16 protein-coding genes are annotated in these 16,449 nt (G+C 56.9%); 14 read left to right on the top strand and 2 right to left on the bottom strand.

Going from position 1 to position 16,449, the window contains the following annotated elements:
* Positions 1–7: 7 nt before the first annotated feature.
* A complete protein-coding gene (locus tag ACTG2T_RS16160) occupies positions 8–1,198 on the bottom strand; it encodes a MalY/PatB family protein (RefSeq protein ID WP_330125079.1) in 1,191 nt (396 codons plus the stop codon).
* Between the two features lie 87 nt (positions 1,199–1,285).
* On the bottom strand, positions 1,286–2,857 hold the full coding sequence (gene malX / locus ACTG2T_RS16155; protein WP_005353570.1) for a maltose/glucose-specific PTS transporter subunit IIBC: 1,572 nt from the start codon (positions 2,855–2,857) through the stop codon (positions 1,286–1,288).
* 290 nt (positions 2,858–3,147) lie between these two features.
* Here malX and ACTG2T_RS16150 point away from each other — a divergent pair, with 290 nt between their 5' ends.
* The 14 genes from ACTG2T_RS16150 to ACTG2T_RS16085 all read left to right on the top strand — a co-directional run bounded on the left by ACTG2T_RS16150 (position 3,148) and on the right by ACTG2T_RS16085 (position 16,314).
* Positions 3,148–4,185, top strand: coding sequence for a Mal regulon transcriptional regulator MalI (locus tag ACTG2T_RS16150; RefSeq protein WP_330125078.1), 1,038 nt, complete (start codon positions 3,148–3,150; stop codon positions 4,183–4,185).
* A 219-nt stretch (positions 4,186–4,404) separates the two neighbouring features.
* Positions 4,405–4,668: a hypothetical protein gene (locus ACTG2T_RS16145; protein WP_330125077.1), complete on the top strand. Its 264-nt coding sequence runs from the start codon at positions 4,405–4,407 to the stop codon at positions 4,666–4,668.
* 365 nt (positions 4,669–5,033) lie between these two features.
* A complete protein-coding gene (locus ACTG2T_RS16140; protein WP_330125076.1) occupies positions 5,034–5,306 on the top strand; it encodes a hypothetical protein in 273 nt (90 codons plus the stop codon).
* Positions 5,307–5,390: 84 nt separating this feature from the next.
* Positions 5,391–6,113, top strand: coding sequence for an NYN domain-containing protein (locus ACTG2T_RS16135; RefSeq protein ID WP_139407916.1), 723 nt, complete (start codon positions 5,391–5,393; stop codon positions 6,111–6,113).
* Positions 6,114–6,158: 45 nt separating this feature from the next.
* Positions 6,159–6,875, top strand: a complete 717-nt coding sequence (locus ACTG2T_RS16130) for an SIS domain-containing protein (RefSeq protein ID WP_330125075.1) — start codon at positions 6,159–6,161, stop codon at positions 6,873–6,875.
* A gap of 53 nt (positions 6,876–6,928) precedes the next feature.
* Entirely contained in the window at positions 6,929–7,624 is a 696-nt protein-coding gene (locus tag ACTG2T_RS16125) for a hypothetical protein (RefSeq protein ID WP_236327085.1), read from the top strand.
* A gap of 157 nt (positions 7,625–7,781) precedes the next feature.
* Positions 7,782–8,297: an AAA family ATPase gene (locus ACTG2T_RS16120; RefSeq protein ID WP_330125074.1), complete on the top strand. Its 516-nt coding sequence runs from the start codon at positions 7,782–7,784 to the stop codon at positions 8,295–8,297.
* Positions 8,298–8,308: 11 nt separating this feature from the next.
* Positions 8,309–9,085 carry a phosphotransferase family protein gene (locus tag ACTG2T_RS16115; protein WP_330125073.1) on the top strand — a complete coding sequence of 259 codons (777 nt, stop codon included), beginning with the start codon at positions 8,309–8,311 and terminating at the stop codon, positions 9,083–9,085.
* 535 nt (positions 9,086–9,620) lie between these two features.
* Entirely contained in the window at positions 9,621–11,531 is a 1,911-nt protein-coding gene (locus ACTG2T_RS16110) for a PTS fructose transporter subunit IIABC (protein ID WP_330125072.1), read from the top strand.
* A 563-nt stretch (positions 11,532–12,094) separates the two neighbouring features.
* The gene (gene uhpT, locus ACTG2T_RS16105) at positions 12,095–13,501 is read left to right on the top strand and encodes a hexose-6-phosphate:phosphate antiporter (protein ID WP_005334609.1); all 1,407 of its coding nucleotides are present in this window, start codon (positions 12,095–12,097) and stop codon (positions 13,499–13,501) included.
* Between the two features lie 219 nt (positions 13,502–13,720).
* The gene (locus ACTG2T_RS16100; RefSeq protein ID WP_005334611.1) at positions 13,721–14,026 is read left to right on the top strand and encodes a PTS fructose transporter subunit IIB; all 306 of its coding nucleotides are present in this window, start codon (positions 13,721–13,723) and stop codon (positions 14,024–14,026) included.
* Complete coding sequence (locus ACTG2T_RS16095; RefSeq protein WP_252412161.1) at positions 14,026–14,793, top strand: PTS sugar transporter subunit IIA; 768 nt, start codon at positions 14,026–14,028, stop codon at positions 14,791–14,793. The genes ACTG2T_RS16100 and ACTG2T_RS16095 overlap by 1 nt, the downstream gene beginning before the upstream one ends.
* A 106-nt stretch (positions 14,794–14,899) precedes the next feature.
* Complete coding sequence (gene rluE / locus ACTG2T_RS16090) at positions 14,900–15,823, top strand: 23S rRNA pseudouridine(2457) synthase RluE (RefSeq protein ID WP_252412160.1); 924 nt, start codon at positions 14,900–14,902, stop codon at positions 15,821–15,823.
* A complete protein-coding gene (locus tag ACTG2T_RS16085; RefSeq protein WP_042082454.1) occupies positions 15,823–16,314 on the top strand; it encodes an NUDIX hydrolase in 492 nt (163 codons plus the stop codon). Before rluE ends, ACTG2T_RS16085 begins: the two co-directional genes overlap by 1 nt.
* The last annotated feature ends 135 nt before the right edge of the window (positions 16,315–16,449 follow it).

Genomic DNA, 16,449 nt, shown 5'->3' with positions numbered 1-16,449 from the left:
ATATCCCTTACCCCACCTCCCCCAGCGCGCCGATCAGGGAGTCGAGTCCTTGGTCAACCTTCGAGCGTGGGCAACCGACGTTAAGGCGGATATAACCTGTGCCTTCCGGTCCGTAGGTGTCGCCGCGCATGATGGCAACCCGGTATTTCCCCACCAGCAAGGCTTGCAGCGCATCCATCCGTTCGGTGGAGTCGATGCCAAGGCCGCGCAGGTCAATCCAGGCGAGATAGGTTCCCTCGGGCACCCGATAGTCGATGGCGGGGAAGGCGGCGTTGAGCCGCGCCGCCACATGGGTGAGGTTGCCGTGCAGATAGCTTTTCAGCGCATCGAGCCAGGCAGCCCCGTCCCGATAGGCGCTGATATGGGCCAGCACCCCGAGAATGGGCGGCGATGAGAGGCCATGGGCCGCCTTGAGCCGCTGCAGATAGGCGGCGCGCGCCGCTGCGTTGGCGATAAAGGCGTAGGCGCCGCCAAGGGCGGGAATATTGAAGGATTTCGAGCCCGAGCTCACCAGCGCCCAACCATCGTCCGGCGCCACCTCGCTCCACGGCAGGTAGCGGGCAAAGCTCACATCCATATGGATGTCGTCCGAGATGACCTTGACCCCGTGGCGCTGGCAGATGGCAGCCATTTTACCGAGCTCATCCCGCGTCCAGACCCGGCCGGTGGGGTTGTGGGGGCTGCAGAGCAGCAAAATCCGGCAATCGGGGCGAGCGGCTTGCTGCTCGAAACATTGCCAGTCGATCTGGTAGCTCCCCTGCTCTTTTTTGAGCGGGCAAGGCAGCAGCACCCTGTCGTTGGCGGTCAGCATATTGCCGAAGGCGTCGTAGGCGGGGGTATGCACCAGCACCCCTTCCCCCGGCGCCGACCAGAGGCTCACCAGCTGGGCAATCACATAGATGACCGAGGGGCCGTAAACCAGCGTCTCGGGGTCGAGGCTCGCGCCGTAGCGGTGGGCAAACCAGTCGCTCACCGCCCCCTTGAAGTCGTCGTGATTCCAGCGGCTGTAGCCAAATACCCCGTGCTCAAGGCGGGTTGCCAAGGTCTGGCGAATGCAGGGGGCTGTCTCGAAATCCATGTCGGAGATGGTAAAGGGGAGCAGATCGGCATGGCCAAAACGGTCGGCTACATAGTCCCACTGGGTGCAGTAGGTGCCGTGGCGGTCGACCACATGGTCGAAGTCATAAATATCGTGCATGAAGTTTCTCCCTCCATAAACAGGAGACATATTGGGAGAGGCAAACAAGGGGGGCTTGCGCCCCCCGTTCGGTTCTTATTGGCCGGTTCAGGCCCCCATCAGGCTCTGCAGCTGGTTTTTCACCAGATGTACCTGCGGGCCGATCACCACCTGCAGGTTATGCTCGTCGAGCTTGATCACCCCGATGGCGCCGTTTGCTTTCAATACCTTGTCATCGACCCGGCTCATGTCCTGCACCGACATCCGCAGGCGGGTGATGCAGTTATCGAGCGCGAGGATGTTATCGGCGCCGCCCAAGGCGTTGAGGATGATTTCACCGTTGTAACCGCTGTTGCCGGCCTTCTTGCCTGCAGGCTGGGCAGTCTCGCTGGTCTCGATTTCACGACCGGGGGTTTTCAGGTTAAAGCGCACGATGGCGAAGCGGAACACGCTGTAGTAGATGGCAAACCAGATGGCAGCCGCGACCGGCACCAGATACCACTTGGTGGCGGTGCCCTGCAGCACACCGAACACCAGAAAATCGATCAGGTTGCCGTCGGTGTTGCCGATGGTGACGCCGAGCAGCCCCATGGTCATAAAGCCCAGACCGGTCAGGATGGCGTGAATAACGTAGAGCACCGGCGCCACGAACAGGAACAGGAACTCGAGCGGCTCTGTGATACCGCCGATGACGCAGGCCACCACGCCGGAAACCAGCAGCGCCTTGATCTTGCCGCGATTTTCCGGGCGAGCGCAGTGATACATGGCGAGCGCCGCACCCGGCAGGCCGCCGAGGAAGGCAGGCATCTTGCCCTGAGAGAGGAAGGAGGTGGCAGAGACCGAGAAGCCGGAAGTGTCGGCGCAGGAGAGCTCGGCGTAGAAGATATTGAGGGCGCCGCTCACCTCGTGACCGCATACCAGCTGGGTGCCGCCCGCTTCGGTAAAGCGGATCAGCGCCACCAGAATGTGGTGCAGACCGAGCGGCAGCAGCAGGCGCTCACCAGTACCGAACAGGAAGGGGCCGAAGGGACCGGCGTGGGAGATGAGCGCCCCGATGCCATTGATGCCGGCAGCAAACCAGGGCCAGACGAACGGCACGACCAAGCCGACCACACCTAGCACCAGTGCGGTGATGATGGGCACGAAGCGGGCACCGCCGAAGAAGGCGAGCGCATCGGGCATCTTGTAGGTGTAGAAACGGGCGTGGAGCTTCGCGACGATCACCCCGACGATGATGGCCCCCAGAATCCCGGTGTCGATGGAGCTGATGCCGAGGATGGATTTCACCCCGTAGGCCTTCTCCGCCGCTGCGTCACCGATGACGTTGGCCACGGTGAGGTAGAAGTTGATGGAGAGGTTGAGCGCCGCATAGCCGACGAAACCGGCAAAGGCCGCAACCCCCTTCTCTTCTCGCGCCAGCCCGAGCGGAATGGCCACCGCAAACATCACCGGCAGGTAGATAAAGGCCACCAGCCCCACCTTGGTCATCCAGAGGAACAGCAGTTGCAGCACGGTATTGTCGAGGAAGGGCATGCTCTGCTTGACCGCATCGCTGGTGAGCGAGCTGCCGACACCGAGCAGGATGCCCGAGAAGGCCAGCAGGGCGACCGGCAACATAAAGGTCTTGCCGAGGCTCTGCAGGAACTCCCAGATGGTGGATTTGGCTTGAGGCTTGGCCATGAAACGGCTCCTTGTGAATAGACAGCAATATCTGCGGCTGCCCTCCCCCGCTCGAGGCAATCTCGACGCAATCTCGAAACAAAGGCGCGGGTCAGCATCAGGTTTTGATGGATGATAAAACGTTTTATCAATTTACAAGTGCCGACAGGATCACAGAATAAGGGGGCTGGCTGGCAGCAGGTTCCAAATTTGTGAGCAGGATCGGCCAGATAGTGATGTAACGTTTCACTTGAGCATCTGAGCAGGTATGCTGGGGCCTCGCTTTCAACTGTCCGTCGTCCGTTCGCCCTATGTCGCCCAAATCCCTCTCTGCCAAAGCCACTAAGATCACCGATGTCGCCCAGCGGGCGGGAGTGTCGGTCACCACCGTCTCCATGGTGCTCAACGGCAAGGGGCGCATCTCCCCGGCCACCGCCGAGCGGGTGCAGCAGGCGATAAAAGAGCTCGACTACGTGCCCAACAGCGCCGCCGCCAACCTGCGCAGCCAGCAATCCAATCTGGTGGGGCTGATCCTGCGCGACATCACCGACCCCTTCTATACCGAGGTGACCGCCGGGGTGAGCGAGGTGCTGGAGCAGCAAGGCTATCTGCTGTTTCTGACCCAGTGCGGCCACAGTCCGGAGCGGCTGCAGCAGAGCATCCACTCCCTGTCACGGCAGGGGGTGGCGGGCATCATCTTCAATCCAGTGCGCGGCGCGGCGGCCAAAACCCTGGAGACCCTGATCGACTCCGAGCTGCCGGTGGTGTGCGCCGCCCGTTCCTACTATCGCGATGACGTGGATTTTATCGGCCCCGACAACACCCACGCCGCCAAGCAGGCCACCACCTACCTTATCGAACAGGGCCACCGCCATATCGCCTACGTCGGCGGACGGGCCGACTCCCTCACCCGCGCCGAGCGCATCGGCGGCTACTGCGCCAGCCTGCTGCAATATGGCCTGCCCTTCAAACCGGAGTGGGTACTGGAGTGCGAGCGCACCCAGCGCAGCGCCGCCGACACCATCGCCCAGCTGCTGCACCAGCACCCCAAGGTGACCGCCGTGCTCTGCCACTACCCCGAGGTGGCGCTCGGCGCCATCTATGGCGTCGAGGCGAGCGGCCGCACCGTGGGCAAGGACAACTACATCGGCCAGCAGGTGGCCCTGCTCGGTTTTGACGATGTGGCGGAGGCAGAACTCACCTCCCCCGCTCTCACCTTCGTCAGCTCACCGGCCCGCGAAATCGGCCGTCAGGCGGCAAGGCGCCTGCTGACCCGGATGCAGCAACCCGATCTCGCCCCCAACCGCCATATCATCACCCCCAGCCTACAAAAGCGGGAGTCGGCTTGAGTTGGCAAGGCTGGCACGTCTGCAGCAGCCCGAGCTCGCCCCACCCGCCATATCATCACCGCTCACCAACAAACCGCAGAAGCGGGAGTCGGTCTGAACTGGCTGGGCAAGCCTGCAGCAGCGCAAAACGTGAGGCCGCTCACTGCGCCGGCAAGGAGAGATTGAGAGCCAAGTGGAGAGGAATATGATGGGCGCCTGCCTCACTTCACGAGCCCATTTATGAGCCACCCGCACGACCAAAATCCGCCAACTGAAATCCATCGCTGTGACAAATGCGGCGAGCGTACCCGCCATATCGTGGTGCTGGTCGCCCGCGATCACAGCCAGGACATCATGCCCAAGGATCCGCGCAAAGCCTTCTGGCAAGCCTTTCGCTCCAGCAGCCTGACCAATGCGGTATTCGGCCAGACCCTCGCCTATCAGGCCACCCATGTAAAACATCTGATCTGCGAACGCTGCGGGGAGAAGTTTCTGGAGTATTGAGTGGCGGTAGCACCCGGCAAGAGATGAAGCTCTGTCTGCGGCTGCTGTGCCAAGCGGTCAGATAGCAGTCGCTTAATAAGTAATTTGTTGATCTTTGGCAGGTTTTTGCCCGACTGCGGTTTTACCCTGCTCCTCTCTCGACTAATATGCTCCACTTGGCAACCACTCTTGCAGAGATAACCCTGTGCAGCCGTTTCGCCATCCACCACATCGCCGGAAAGCAGCAGCAGGCTGGAGGCTGTAATCCACGGGCGGTAGCGTGGGCTTTGCTTCCAGCAAACAATATGAATTCAAACCTAAATACCAAATAATTATTTAAATAATTAGCAGTGATATAACCTTCATTAAAAGGTGGGTAGCTCATAATGAAAATAGATACCAACAACATTAAAGATGTTGATTTAAAAAATCATCTTCATTTTAAAATCGTCATTGTTGGGACTTCAAATAGAAAAGGTAGTGGGAGAAATAATTGCTCTAGCTATAACATCAACAAACATATATTCAATGGGATGTCTGTTGACGAGTATCAAAATATGATTATTGAAAACTTCTCTAAGAGTGATCCTCAATACTCTTTAACCAAACACTTAAAATATGACATTGAAAAAGGTTTTATTGAGCTTCATGGAATATAAACCTTAGTTCGCAATGAACATTTTTACATATTTTAAATAAGTTTAAATTAATTCTTCCTTTTCATTAAAGACAGGGCCGTTTTTGTGAAAAAACAGAACTTTAATATCGCCGTATATATAGACATGGAAAATGTCTCATCTCTCGACTTTATCCTTGAAGATTTAATGAATTCTTTATTAAGTTCAGATGAAGGATTAAATAGTATTTTTGCAATAAAATCAGCATATGGTAACCAGTCTACGTCAAAAAAGACGCTAAAAGAACAAATCATAAACCATAACTTTACGATTTTGGATACACCAAAAATAGGAACAGAGAAAAATAGAGCTGACCTTTTTATCAGCTTAGATGCTTTTGAAACATTATATTTAGGAAACCCACAAATTGATCGCTATTGTTTTCTTACTAGCGATTCTGATTTCACTGTCATTGGTGATAGGCTAAGGAAATTTGGAAAAGAGGTTTGGTTAATTTGCAAGCGTAAGGATAAAGATAGAGCAATTCTTGCTAAATCTTTTGACAACCTAATTTTTCTAGAGGATTTTTCAACTAAAAACACTATTAAGATTGAAAATAAAATTGAGCGATTGTTTGTCGCTGCGATCAAAAACATTAATAGAGATAAATTACCTACAAATGTTTCCATCGCAAATTCTAGTATGAAAACTATAGATCCAAGTTTCGATATTTCTAAAACAGAATATAAAGTATTCATGAATTTAGTCAGAGAAATGAGTAAAAATGGGTACATAAAATATGATTCTCTCCCATCAGGCTTAAATCGTCTCACGGAAATATTAATTTAAGAGAACCAGCTGACCATAACGATAATAGACAAGGATCCCGCCGTTATGTTTGAGTACGTCGAAAAACTGCAAGCGCGCATCGCTACCATGGTCAGCCAGAACGAAGCCGGGATCCGGCAGGCGGCCCACTGGTTTTGCGAGGCCATCGTCCACAACAAGATGATCCATATGCTGGGCACCGGGCACTCCCATATGGTCGGGCTGGAGGGGTTTATCCGTGCCGGTGGCCTTGGCAATATCAACGCCGTGCTCGACTCCACCGTCACCACCGCCGATGGAGCCCTGCGCAGCTCGGCGCTGGAGAAGCTGCCGGGGCTTGCCGCCATCCTGTGGGAGGAGCAGCCGATTGCGCCGGGGGACCTGATGGTGGTCATCTCCAATTCGGGTCGCAACGCCCTGCCCATCGAGTGGGCCCAGCTTGCCAGAGCGCGCGGCCACAAGGTGATCGCTATTACCTCAGTGGCGCAATCGGCGCAAAACCCGAGTCGTCACCCTTCTGGCCAAAAACTGATGGAGCTGGCCGATCTGGTACTGGATAACTGCGTGCCGCCGGGCGATGGCCTGTGCGAAGTCAATGATCGGGTCACCGGCGCCTTCTCCTCCATCTCCGGCATGGTTCTGATCAATACGCTGGTAGTCGAAGCGCAGAAACTGGCACTGGCACAAGGAGTCACCCCGCTTATTTTCTCCAGCCAGAATGTGGATGGCTTTAATAACGATGATGTTTACCGCCATTTCCAAGGGCGATTGAAGTCGATGTAAAAATCTATATAGATTTTTTAAATTAAACCATCAACAGAAATTGAGATCACATAGTGGCAGATTATATAAACAAAAACATCCTTAGTCAGGCTTATATTCATGTTGAGCCGAGAGGTATGGAAACCGATGAACAGTTAGAGTCATTCAAGGAAAATTTAAGAATGTTTTCCTTGACTCGTACTGAGTTCTTTTTATCTGAAGGTCTTGAGATCAATGTTGAGTTTGAAGATGGTTCAATAAAAGCTCGTGTAACTGTAATTGGCACACTAATGCTTCTACTTCAAGGTATTAGTTCTTATAAAGACTTCAGAGAGGGCCTTCAACTTCTGTACTCTGATGCAAAATGGCTATCGGATGCCATCATATCGGAATCTTTATATCAAACTAAGGCAAAACATCATGATGTAATCAGAGTGGAGGCTAGAACTGGAATCATTGGCTCCATTCATAAAGTTTTTAATAAATTGGAAAACATTAAACGTGGAGCAAAAGGAGCTATGCTCGCCACTGATATTGTGGATAAAATTGATGATGCGCAAAATGAAATACTAAAGTTAATGGATAATATCTGTGATTTAGCTGATAAGGATTTAGTCGCAAAAGAATGCATTGCTTTGGTTAAGGAGCTACCAGAAACACCTGTACCACCCAAAGATAAAGAAAATAAAATTTATGCTATCGACGAGTACAGACGCAAAAAATCAAATCTAATCGGCGAAATAGAAATCCATCTAATGGCTGATGAGTAAAATAAAATTATCTATAACGCAGATGTGCGGTGATACCTAATTTGACCATAAATCCTGATGGCCCGTAGGTTCGAATAGCGAAGCGTATTCGGACATTCGCGTCATCACCTCTACTTTCCAGCCTCCAGATATCTGTTCCAGAAAAGAGCACTCATAGATGAAACGCATTCTGATTATTGGTAACTCGGGATCGGGCAAGAGCTGGTTGGCAGCTCGATTGGCTGAGGGGTTAACTATCCGCGAGGTCAATCTGGACACCATTGTCTGGCAGCCGGGCGGCTTTAACCAAAAACGGCCCCAGCATGAGATTGACCATGCCATTCAGACACTTGCTCAAGAGCAATCATGGGTGCTCGAAGGGGTATTTGGTGCCCTGGCCGAGCAACTGCTTGATGCCGCCGATACCGTGCTTTTTCTGGATCTTGACTGGTCTGTATGCCGTGATTCACTGCTATCGCGCGGATCACAAAGCGCCAGGCAAGGGGATGCAGTGGCAGCGGAAAAGAACTTTCAACAACTGCTGGTGTGGGCATCGGAATATGGGCAGCGAGCCGGCAAAAGCTCCCGCCAATTCCATCACGAGCTGTTTGATCGATTCCCAAACGACAAGCACCGTTTCACGACTCGGGCAGAAGTAAATAGCTATCTCACGCACCTGACAACTCATAGCTAACGGGGTAGAGGATGACGCAACAGGAGCTGGCGAAAATGGGGGGCGCTTCGGTCAATATCCAGCTGCTGGATGGCAAGCCCTGTATCAGAAAAAGCGGCGCATCACCGGTCGAGCGCCATTTCTACCAACGTGCAGCCCCGCATTTGAGCGGGCTCAACACACCTGCCCTGCTCAGGGCCGAAGGAGAGATCCTGTTCCTTGAGCAGATCCCTCATCCGGTCACGCTCACGCAGCTGCACCACAACGAACAGACCTTTGCTCAGCTGGCCAGCCTGCATAACGCCAACTATCAGCCCGACTTTGCGGTGAAAACTCACGGCTGGTCGCTCGTCGACACCAACGAGGCGCTCTCTGTACTCTGCCTGCCGGAAGCGGTAAACGAGAAGATCCGCCATATCCAGCAACTTGGTCACGAACTATTCGAGGAGTCATGCCTGATTTCGGGAGACAGCAATGAGGGCAACTGGGGCACCCGCAACAATGGTGAGCTGGTGTTGTTTGACTGGGAGCGATTTGGTTATGGCAGTCCGGCCATCGATCTGGCCCCGCTGGTGCCGCGGATGGGTTCGCTGGCTGAATATGAAACCATCATTGAACGCTATCTGTGCCACAGTTCGCTGCTCTCTGGCGACCGGTTGCTGCGCCATCTCGTCATGGCCAAGTGCTGGCTGATTATTGAAGTCACCAATCTGCTGACCAGAAGGGAGAAGCCGCAGGCACAGCAATATCTGGAGTGGTATCGGCAACAAGTTCCCAACTGGCTGGAGTCGGTGGCGCATATTGTGTAGTCCGTAGGTTCGAATAGCGGAGCGTATTCGGACGTTCGCGTTATAACCTCTCTCTTTTCAGCCATCCCTCTCTTGCCACCACACTTTCTTCCCAAACAACGCCCCTCTGCGCTCGCCCAGCCAATGCGATTGGCCTCCGCCATCAGGCGCATAAAAATCCTAATCCGCCCGACGAAACTGCGACTTTTTGTGAGAAAGGTCACATCTTATAACGCCTTAAAACCACATATAAATCCAGACCCCGCTGGTGATTAATTTATTGACATGATGCATTACAAACCTGGTTACGAGACCAGTCACAATCCATTTATTTGTTTTTAAAGATAAAATTAGCAATAACCTGAAAATGGTGAGTCCTGCCTGAAAACGGGATCTTCATCACATCGCGTTTTGCTGCGCACAAAAATCCAGTGATTAGCACATTTGTCCGATAGGGAGGGGGCGAGCGAGCCACGATAATGAACAGGTCATTTTTATCCAGTACGTCGATACGTACTCACGCATAGCTTCCGTCACCGGAAGCGGGGAGAGCGCCATGATCACCACCTTGATCAATGAACATCTGATCAACCTCGATTTGAAAGCGACGCGTAAGGAAGAGGTCTTCACCGAAATGGCCCGCCTGCTGGCGTCGCAAGGCAAAGTCAGCAACGAGCAGGCCTTTATCAAGGATCTGTGGGCCCGCGAAGAGCTGGGTAACACCGGCTTTGAAGAGGGCGTGGCCCTGCCCCACGCCAAGAGTGCGGCTGTGTGCAATCCGGCGGTCGCCATCGGCATCAGCCGCAACGGCATCGAGTACGGCGCCGAAGATGGCAAGCCGTCCCACATTTTCTTTATGATCGCCTCCCCCGATGGCGGCGCCAACCACCATATCGAGGTGCTGGCCGAGCTCTCCGGCAAGCTGATCGAAGAGGGCTTTATCGATGCCCTGCTGGCAGCCAGGACCCCTGCCGATGCGCTGGCACTGCTGCTGGCCAAAAAAGAGGAAGCGGCTGCCGCACCTGCGGCCAACAAGGGGCTGATCATCGGTGTCACCGGTTGCCCGGCCGGTATCGCCCACACCTATCTGGCGGCCGAGTCGCTGGAGCGCGCCGCCAAGGAGCTCGGTTATGAGGTGAAGGTGGAGACCAACGGCTCCATCGGCGTCAAGAACAGCCCGACCGCGGACGAGATCGCCCGCGCCGCTGCCATCGTGGTGGCCTGCGACAAGCAGGTGGACATGGCCCGCTTTGCTGGCAAGCCGCTCATCAAGACCGGCGTAAAAGCCCCCATCAAGGATGGCAAGGGTCTGATTGAGCAGGCGCTGAAAGCCCCCGCCTATGTGGCTGACAAGGATGAGAAAAAGGGTGACGAGAAGCGCGCCAGCGGCGGCAGCTCGGATCTCTATCGCTACCTGATGAACGGCGTATCGCACATGATCCCGTTCGTGGTGACCGGTGGTCTGCTTATCGCCCTGTCACTGGCCATCGGCGGCAACCCGACCCCGAGCGGCATGCAGATCCCGGAAGGGAGCATGTGGAACCAGATCCTCAATGTGGGCGTGGCCGCCTTCACCCTGATGATCCCCATTCTGGCGGGCTATATCGCCTACGCCATCGGTGACCGTCCGGCACTGGCACCGGGCTTTATCGGCGGCTGGATCGCCAACAACGGCAGCTTCTACGGCGCTGATGCCGGTACCGGCTTTATCGGTGCCATCATTGCAGGCCTTCTGGTCGGCTATCTGGTGCGCTGGATTGCCACTCGTCAGTACCACAAGATGGTGCAACCGCTGGTGCCGATCCTGATCGCCCCCATCGTCGGGTCGCTCTTTATCGCTGCGGTATTCATCTTCATCATCGGCGCCCCGATTGCCGACATGATGACCGGCCTCAACGCCATGCTGCTCTCCATGAGTGGTGGCAGTCTGGTGCTGCTGGGTATCGTGCTGGGTGGTATGGCGGGCTTTGATATGGGTGGCCCGGTCAACAAAGTGGCCTTCCTCTTCTCCGTCGGCATGATCGCCTCCGGTCAGACCCAGTTTATGGGTGCCATGGCTTGCGCCATCCCGGCTGCGCCCCTTGGCATGTCGCTGGCGACCGTGCTCGGTCGCAAGCTCGGCATCTTTGACGAGTCCGAGATCGAAGCGGGTAAAGCCGCCGGTGCCATGGGTCTGGTGGGTATCTCCGAAGGTGCGATTCCGTTCGCCGCCCGTGACCCACTGGCCGTCATTCCGGCCAACGTGCTGGGCAGCATGACCGCCGCCGTGATGGCCTTCCTGTTCGGCATCACCAACAGCGTTGCCCACGGTGGCCCCATCGTGGCCCTGCTGGGTGCCGTCAACAAGCCGCTGCTGGCCCTGCTCTGCATGATCTGCGGTGCCATCGTCACCGGCGTGGTGGCGGTTGCCCTGAAAAAGCTGCGGGTTAAAAAGAGTGATGAGATGACCCTGGCCAAGGCGGCCTGAGTTCCCCTCGCCATGACGACTCGTAGAGCTTAAAAGAGGCCACCCCTGGGGTGGCCTCTTGTTTTTGGGATGGCTGGCGAGCCGTATTTCCCAATATCGCCCCCCGAGAAATAGTGGTCGATAAGTACTCTTCCTCGTCTATCCCCTTTCCTTTCCCTGGCTCCCTTCTGGCCTATCCATCCCACCAGCCCAGACCTCACACAGAGCGCCAAACTGGCTGAAATGACAGCAATCTGGCGTCAGCGGTGTGATGTTTCTCACGCTTTGTCCGCGAAAGCGCAAAAACTAGGAAAATTTCCTATCCCCACTAGGGATGGCTCTCAAGCCATTTTTTGCCCCTCTTATTAGAGTCACCCCACCTGATGTCGTGACCCGCACCGCGACGGGCAATGCGCCCCGTCATCCCGTGCCGGGCCCGGGTTTATATGGATGGAGCGTCGAGCGCAGCAACGGCTGACAGCCCCGACGTTCCGTTCTCCCTTCCGTGGCGTGACCTCGAACAACCTATCTACAAATGAGGGGCGCGGCGGAAATACCGTCTATCTCGCAGAGGATGAACGAAGATGTTGAAATTGCTCCAACAGGTCCGGGTCCCCACCCTCGACCTGCCGGTCGAAGCCCGGCGCAAGCTCTGGTTCAAGCCGTTTATGCAATCTTATCTGGTTGTATTTATTGGCTATTTGACCATGTATCTGATCCGCAAGAACTTCAACATTGCGCAAAATGACATGATCCAGGAGTACGGTCTCTCCATGACCGAGCTTGGCATGATCGGCCTTGGCTTCTCCATCACCTACGGGGTAGGCAAGACCATCGTCTCCTACTACGCCGATGGCAAGAACACCAAGCAGTTCCTGCCGCTGATGCTGATCCTCTCCGCGCTGTGCATGCTGGGCTTCAGTGCCAGCATGGGCGGCACCGGTTTCAGCCTCTACTTCATGATCTTCTTCTATGCCCTGAGCGGTTTCTTCCAGAGCTGTGGCGGTTCGTGCAGCTACTCCACCATCACCAAGTGGACCCCTCGCAACAAGCGCGGCACCTATCTGGGCATGTGGAACCTCTCCCACAACGTGGGCGGTGCCGGTGCAGCCGGTGTGGCGCTGTTTGGTGCCAACTACCTGTTTGATGGCAACGTGCTCGGCATGTTTATCTTCCCCTCCATCATCGCGCTGATTGTCGGCTTTATCGGCCTGCGTTTTGGTAGCGATTCACCGGAAGCCTATGGCCTTGGCAAGGTGGAAGAGCTGTTTGACGAAGTGGCGAGCGAAGAGGATATCGCTACCGAAGAGCAGAAGCTGACCAAGTGGCAGATCTTCGTGAAGTATGTGCTGCTCAACAAGGTGATCTGGCTGCTCTGCTTTGCCAACATCTTCCTCTACGTGGTGCGTATCGGTATCGACCAGTGGTCCACCGTCTATGCCCACCAGGAGCTGGGCTTCTCCAAAGACGTGGCTATTCAGGGCTTTACTTTCTTCGAAGTGGGCGCACTGGTCGGCACCCTGATGTGGGGTTACCTCTCCGATCTGGCCAATGGCCGTCGTGGTCTGGTGGCTTGCGTGGCGCTGGCGCTGATCATCGCCACCCTGGGTCTCTACCAGCATGCGACTACCCAGTTTATGTTCCTGGGCTCCCTGTTCACCCTGGGCTTCCTGGTGTTTGGTCCGCAACTGCTGATCGGCGTGGCCGCCGTGGGCTTCGTCCCCAAGCAGGGCATCAGCGTGGCCGATGGCGTCAAGGGTACCTTTGCTTACCTGATTGGTGACAGCTTCGCCAAACTGGGTCTGGGCATGATCGCCGATGGCACCCCCATCTTCGGTCTGACCGGCTGGACCGGCACCTTCGCGGCGCTGGATATCGCAGCCGCCGCCTGTCTGGTGCTGATGGGCTGTGTCGCGGTCGCCGAAGAGCGCAAGATCCGCCGCATCAAGCGCGAACTGAAAGCCGCCGAGCTGGCTGCCCAGACCGCCTGATAGCCATAACAACAGACGCAGATTGTTCAGGGCCGCCCACAGGGGTGGCCCTTGTTGTTTAGAGCAACCAGATACCCGACTGGCCCGGCATGAGCCTGCACTGCCGTTCAAGGGGCAGGCATATCCCCATCAAGATCCCACTTTTCATATGCGCTTTTGGTAAAAGCACCCCGCTGGCGCTATCTTGTTGCTCCCCCTTGTCAGCATCACAGAGAGCAGATGAAGATCGTCGCCGTCACCGCTTGCCCGACCGGTATTGCCCATACCTATATGGCTGCCGATGCCCTGCAAAAAGCAGCCACTGGGCTGGGACTCAAGATCAAGGTCGAGACTCAGGGCGCCATGGGCATGGAGAACATGCTGACCGCCCGCGATATTGCCAGCGCCGACCTGGTGCTGATTGCCTCCGATATCGAGATTGAGCAGAAGGAGCGCTTCCTCGGCTGCACCATCCATCAGGTGAGACTGGAAACCGTGCTGCTGGATGCCAACGCCGTACTCAAGGCCCTGCCGATCCCGGCCTAATGCTGACCCGCGAAATCACCTTCTACTGCCAGCAGGGGTTGAGCATCACCCAGGCCAAGCAGTTGAACCGGCTGGCGGGGATGTTCAAATCCACCATCCGCTGCGCCAACCTCACCCGGCGCCAGACCGTTGCCGCCAGCAACCAGCTCTCCCTGTTGACCCTCGCCACCCAGCCCGGCGATCTCTGCCAGTTGCAAATTGAAGGGTGCGATGCCGAGCTGGCCCACATGGCCTTCACCTGCTGGTGCGGCGAACTGGGTCAACCGCTGGTGCGCCCGCGCACCGCCGCGCTGGCGGAGTTGCGACTGGCCAACGCTCTGCCCGACTACCATTTTGCCCTGCGCCAGCTGGCCCATAGCCCCAAATCGCTGACCAAGGCCGAAGCCCTCGAGCATCTGATCGATCTGTTGCCCGACGAGCTGGTCACCGACCGCGCCACACTGACCGCCGCGGTGGAGCGGCGCGAGCAGGTCTCGGCCACCATCATCCGCCCCGGCCTTGCCATGCCCCATGTATTGAGCGAAGGGATCAGCCAGCCAGCGCTGACCCTGCTCAATTGCAAGGAGCCCATCGAGTGGGGCTCTCAAATCGGGCCGGTGCAGACCATCATTCTGCTGGCGGTACCGGTTGGTAGCGGACGGGAGACCCTGCGCCCCCTCACCCGACTGGCGCAGGCGATGATCGATGATGTGGTCAGCCACGCCCTGCTGTTGGCGGGCTCGGCCCCCGCCCGTCAGGCTATCGTGATCGAGAGCCTGCTGAGCTAGGCGAATTGGCTCCGAGCGCTGCTTGTTGAAACGCCACAGCCATTCATCCTGCCCTCAGCACCCTGTGGTACACTCGCTGCCATCGTCTGTCTGAAGTGTGTATCCGATGAAATCTCCCCGCTCCCGTCTCTCTGTCAGCCGCGCGCCGCGCGATAACGCCCCGCGCACGGCGGCCAAACCAGCCGCACCCCGCTATGCATCCCCCCGCAAACCGGAGCTGGCCCCAGAGGATCGCAAATTGCTCCTGCTGAACAAGCCCTACATGGTGCTCTGCCAGTTCACCGACGAGGCGGGCCGCGAGACTCTCAAGGACTACATCAAAGAGCCCGGCATCTATGCCGCAGGGCGGCTCGATCGCGACAGTGAGGGGCTGTTGCTGCTCACCAACGATGGCAAGCTGCAGGCGCGCCTGACCCAGCCGGGGGAGAAGACCCCCAAGACCTACTGGGTGCAGGTGGAAGGGATCCCGAGCGAAGAGAAACTGGCCGCCCTTCGCGCCGGTGTGGAGCTCAACGACGGCATGACCCTGCCCGCCGGGGCGCGCATCATGGATGAACCTGCGGTGTGGCCGCGCAATCCGCCGATCCGCGAGCGCAAGGAGATCCCCACCAGCTGGCTGGAGATCAAGATTATCGAGGGGCGCAACCGCCAGGTACGGCGAATGACCGCCCATATCGGCCACCCCACCCTGCGCCTTATTCGCTACGCCATCGGTGACTGGACCCTGGATGGACTGGCCCCCGGCGAGAGCCGCAGCCTGCCCGCCCCCGAGCTGGCGCCGCTCTCCACCGGCCGCCCGCGACCCTCCTCATCCCGTTCAGGCGCTCATACCGCCAAACCGGCCAAACCGGCAGGAGAGGCGCCACGGCGGCCCAGCCAGCCGAGACGGGACGAACGCCCCCGCAGCACTCACCCAACCGAGCGTTCAACTTCAAACCCGACCAGCGGCAAACCCCGCAGCAGCGGGCGAGGAACGGCACGCAGACCCGCCCGAGCGGGCAATCCCGATAGCAACGACAAGGAGTCATGATGAGCAATCAGGCAGAGCAATCGACCACCAGCCACGCCCGTATGGAGGCGCGCCTGACGGTCGCCGCCCTGGTGCAGTGGCAGGGGCGCTTTCTGGTGGTGGAAGAGGAGATAAAAGGCCAGCGCCGTTTCAACCAACCCGCCGGCCATGTGGAGCCGGGGGAAAACCTGCTTGAAGCGGCCTGTCGTGAGCTGAAAGAGGAGACGGGTCTGACCGCCACGCCGACCGCCTGGCTTGGTACCTATCTGTTCAAACCGGCCGACAGCGAGGCCACCTATGTGCGCACCGCCATCATCTTCGACCTTGAAAAAGCGCCGGGTCAGCACCATCCAGAGGATCCTGACGGCGATGTGCTGGCTTGCCACTGGCTCACGCTGGAAGAAATAGCGGAATGCAAACCGGCCCTTCGCAGCCCCTTGGTGTGGCAGTGCATTCAGGATTATCTGGCGGGTACCCGCCTGCCGCTCTCGGCGCTCAAGGCCTTTATCTGAGGCCATTTGGCACTCTTTTCAGGCGGCACAGGCCAACAACAGAAAAACGATTTCCTGCTATCAGGCTCCTGATGGGAACTGCGGCATGGATATGTGACCGGGGGCGCAAAACTCTGGTAGAATACGCCCCGTTTA

Source organism: Aeromonas sp. 75A (assembly GCF_051919425.1).
GTDB classification, from domain to species: domain Bacteria; phylum Pseudomonadota; class Gammaproteobacteria; order Enterobacterales; family Aeromonadaceae; genus Aeromonas; species Aeromonas veronii.
The sequence above is the reverse complement of the archived record's forward strand: the minus strand, read 5'-3'. Positions and strand labels throughout refer to the sequence as shown.

Coding starts and splice junctions, on each gene's coding strand:
- ACTG2T_RS16110 (WP_330125072.1), top strand. CDS start 9,621: ATGATCACCACCTTGATCAATGAACATCTGATCAACCTCGATTTGAAA.
- ACTG2T_RS16160 (WP_330125079.1), bottom strand. CDS start 1,198: ATGCACGATATTTATGACTTCGACCATGTGGTCGACCGCCACGGCACC.
- uhpT (WP_005334609.1), top strand. CDS start 12,095: ATGTTGAAATTGCTCCAACAGGTCCGGGTCCCCACCCTCGACCTGCCG.
- ACTG2T_RS16095 (WP_252412161.1), top strand. CDS start 14,026: ATGCTGACCCGCGAAATCACCTTCTACTGCCAGCAGGGGTTGAGCATC.
- rluE (WP_252412160.1), top strand. CDS start 14,900: ATGAAATCTCCCCGCTCCCGTCTCTCTGTCAGCCGCGCGCCGCGCGAT.
- ACTG2T_RS16140 (WP_330125076.1), top strand. CDS start 5,034: ATGAAAATAGATACCAACAACATTAAAGATGTTGATTTAAAAAATCAT.
- ACTG2T_RS16115 (WP_330125073.1), top strand. CDS start 8,309: ATGACGCAACAGGAGCTGGCGAAAATGGGGGGCGCTTCGGTCAATATC.
- ACTG2T_RS16130 (WP_330125075.1), top strand. CDS start 6,159: ATGTTTGAGTACGTCGAAAAACTGCAAGCGCGCATCGCTACCATGGTC.
- ACTG2T_RS16150 (WP_330125078.1), top strand. CDS start 3,148: ATGTCGCCCAAATCCCTCTCTGCCAAAGCCACTAAGATCACCGATGTC.
- ACTG2T_RS16100 (WP_005334611.1), top strand. CDS start 13,721: ATGAAGATCGTCGCCGTCACCGCTTGCCCGACCGGTATTGCCCATACC.
- ACTG2T_RS16085 (WP_042082454.1), top strand. CDS start 15,823: ATGAGCAATCAGGCAGAGCAATCGACCACCAGCCACGCCCGTATGGAG.
- ACTG2T_RS16120 (WP_330125074.1), top strand. CDS start 7,782: ATGAAACGCATTCTGATTATTGGTAACTCGGGATCGGGCAAGAGCTGG.
- malX (WP_005353570.1), bottom strand. CDS start 2,857: ATGGCCAAGCCTCAAGCCAAATCCACCATCTGGGAGTTCCTGCAGAGC.
- ACTG2T_RS16145 (WP_330125077.1), top strand. CDS start 4,405: ATGAGCCACCCGCACGACCAAAATCCGCCAACTGAAATCCATCGCTGT.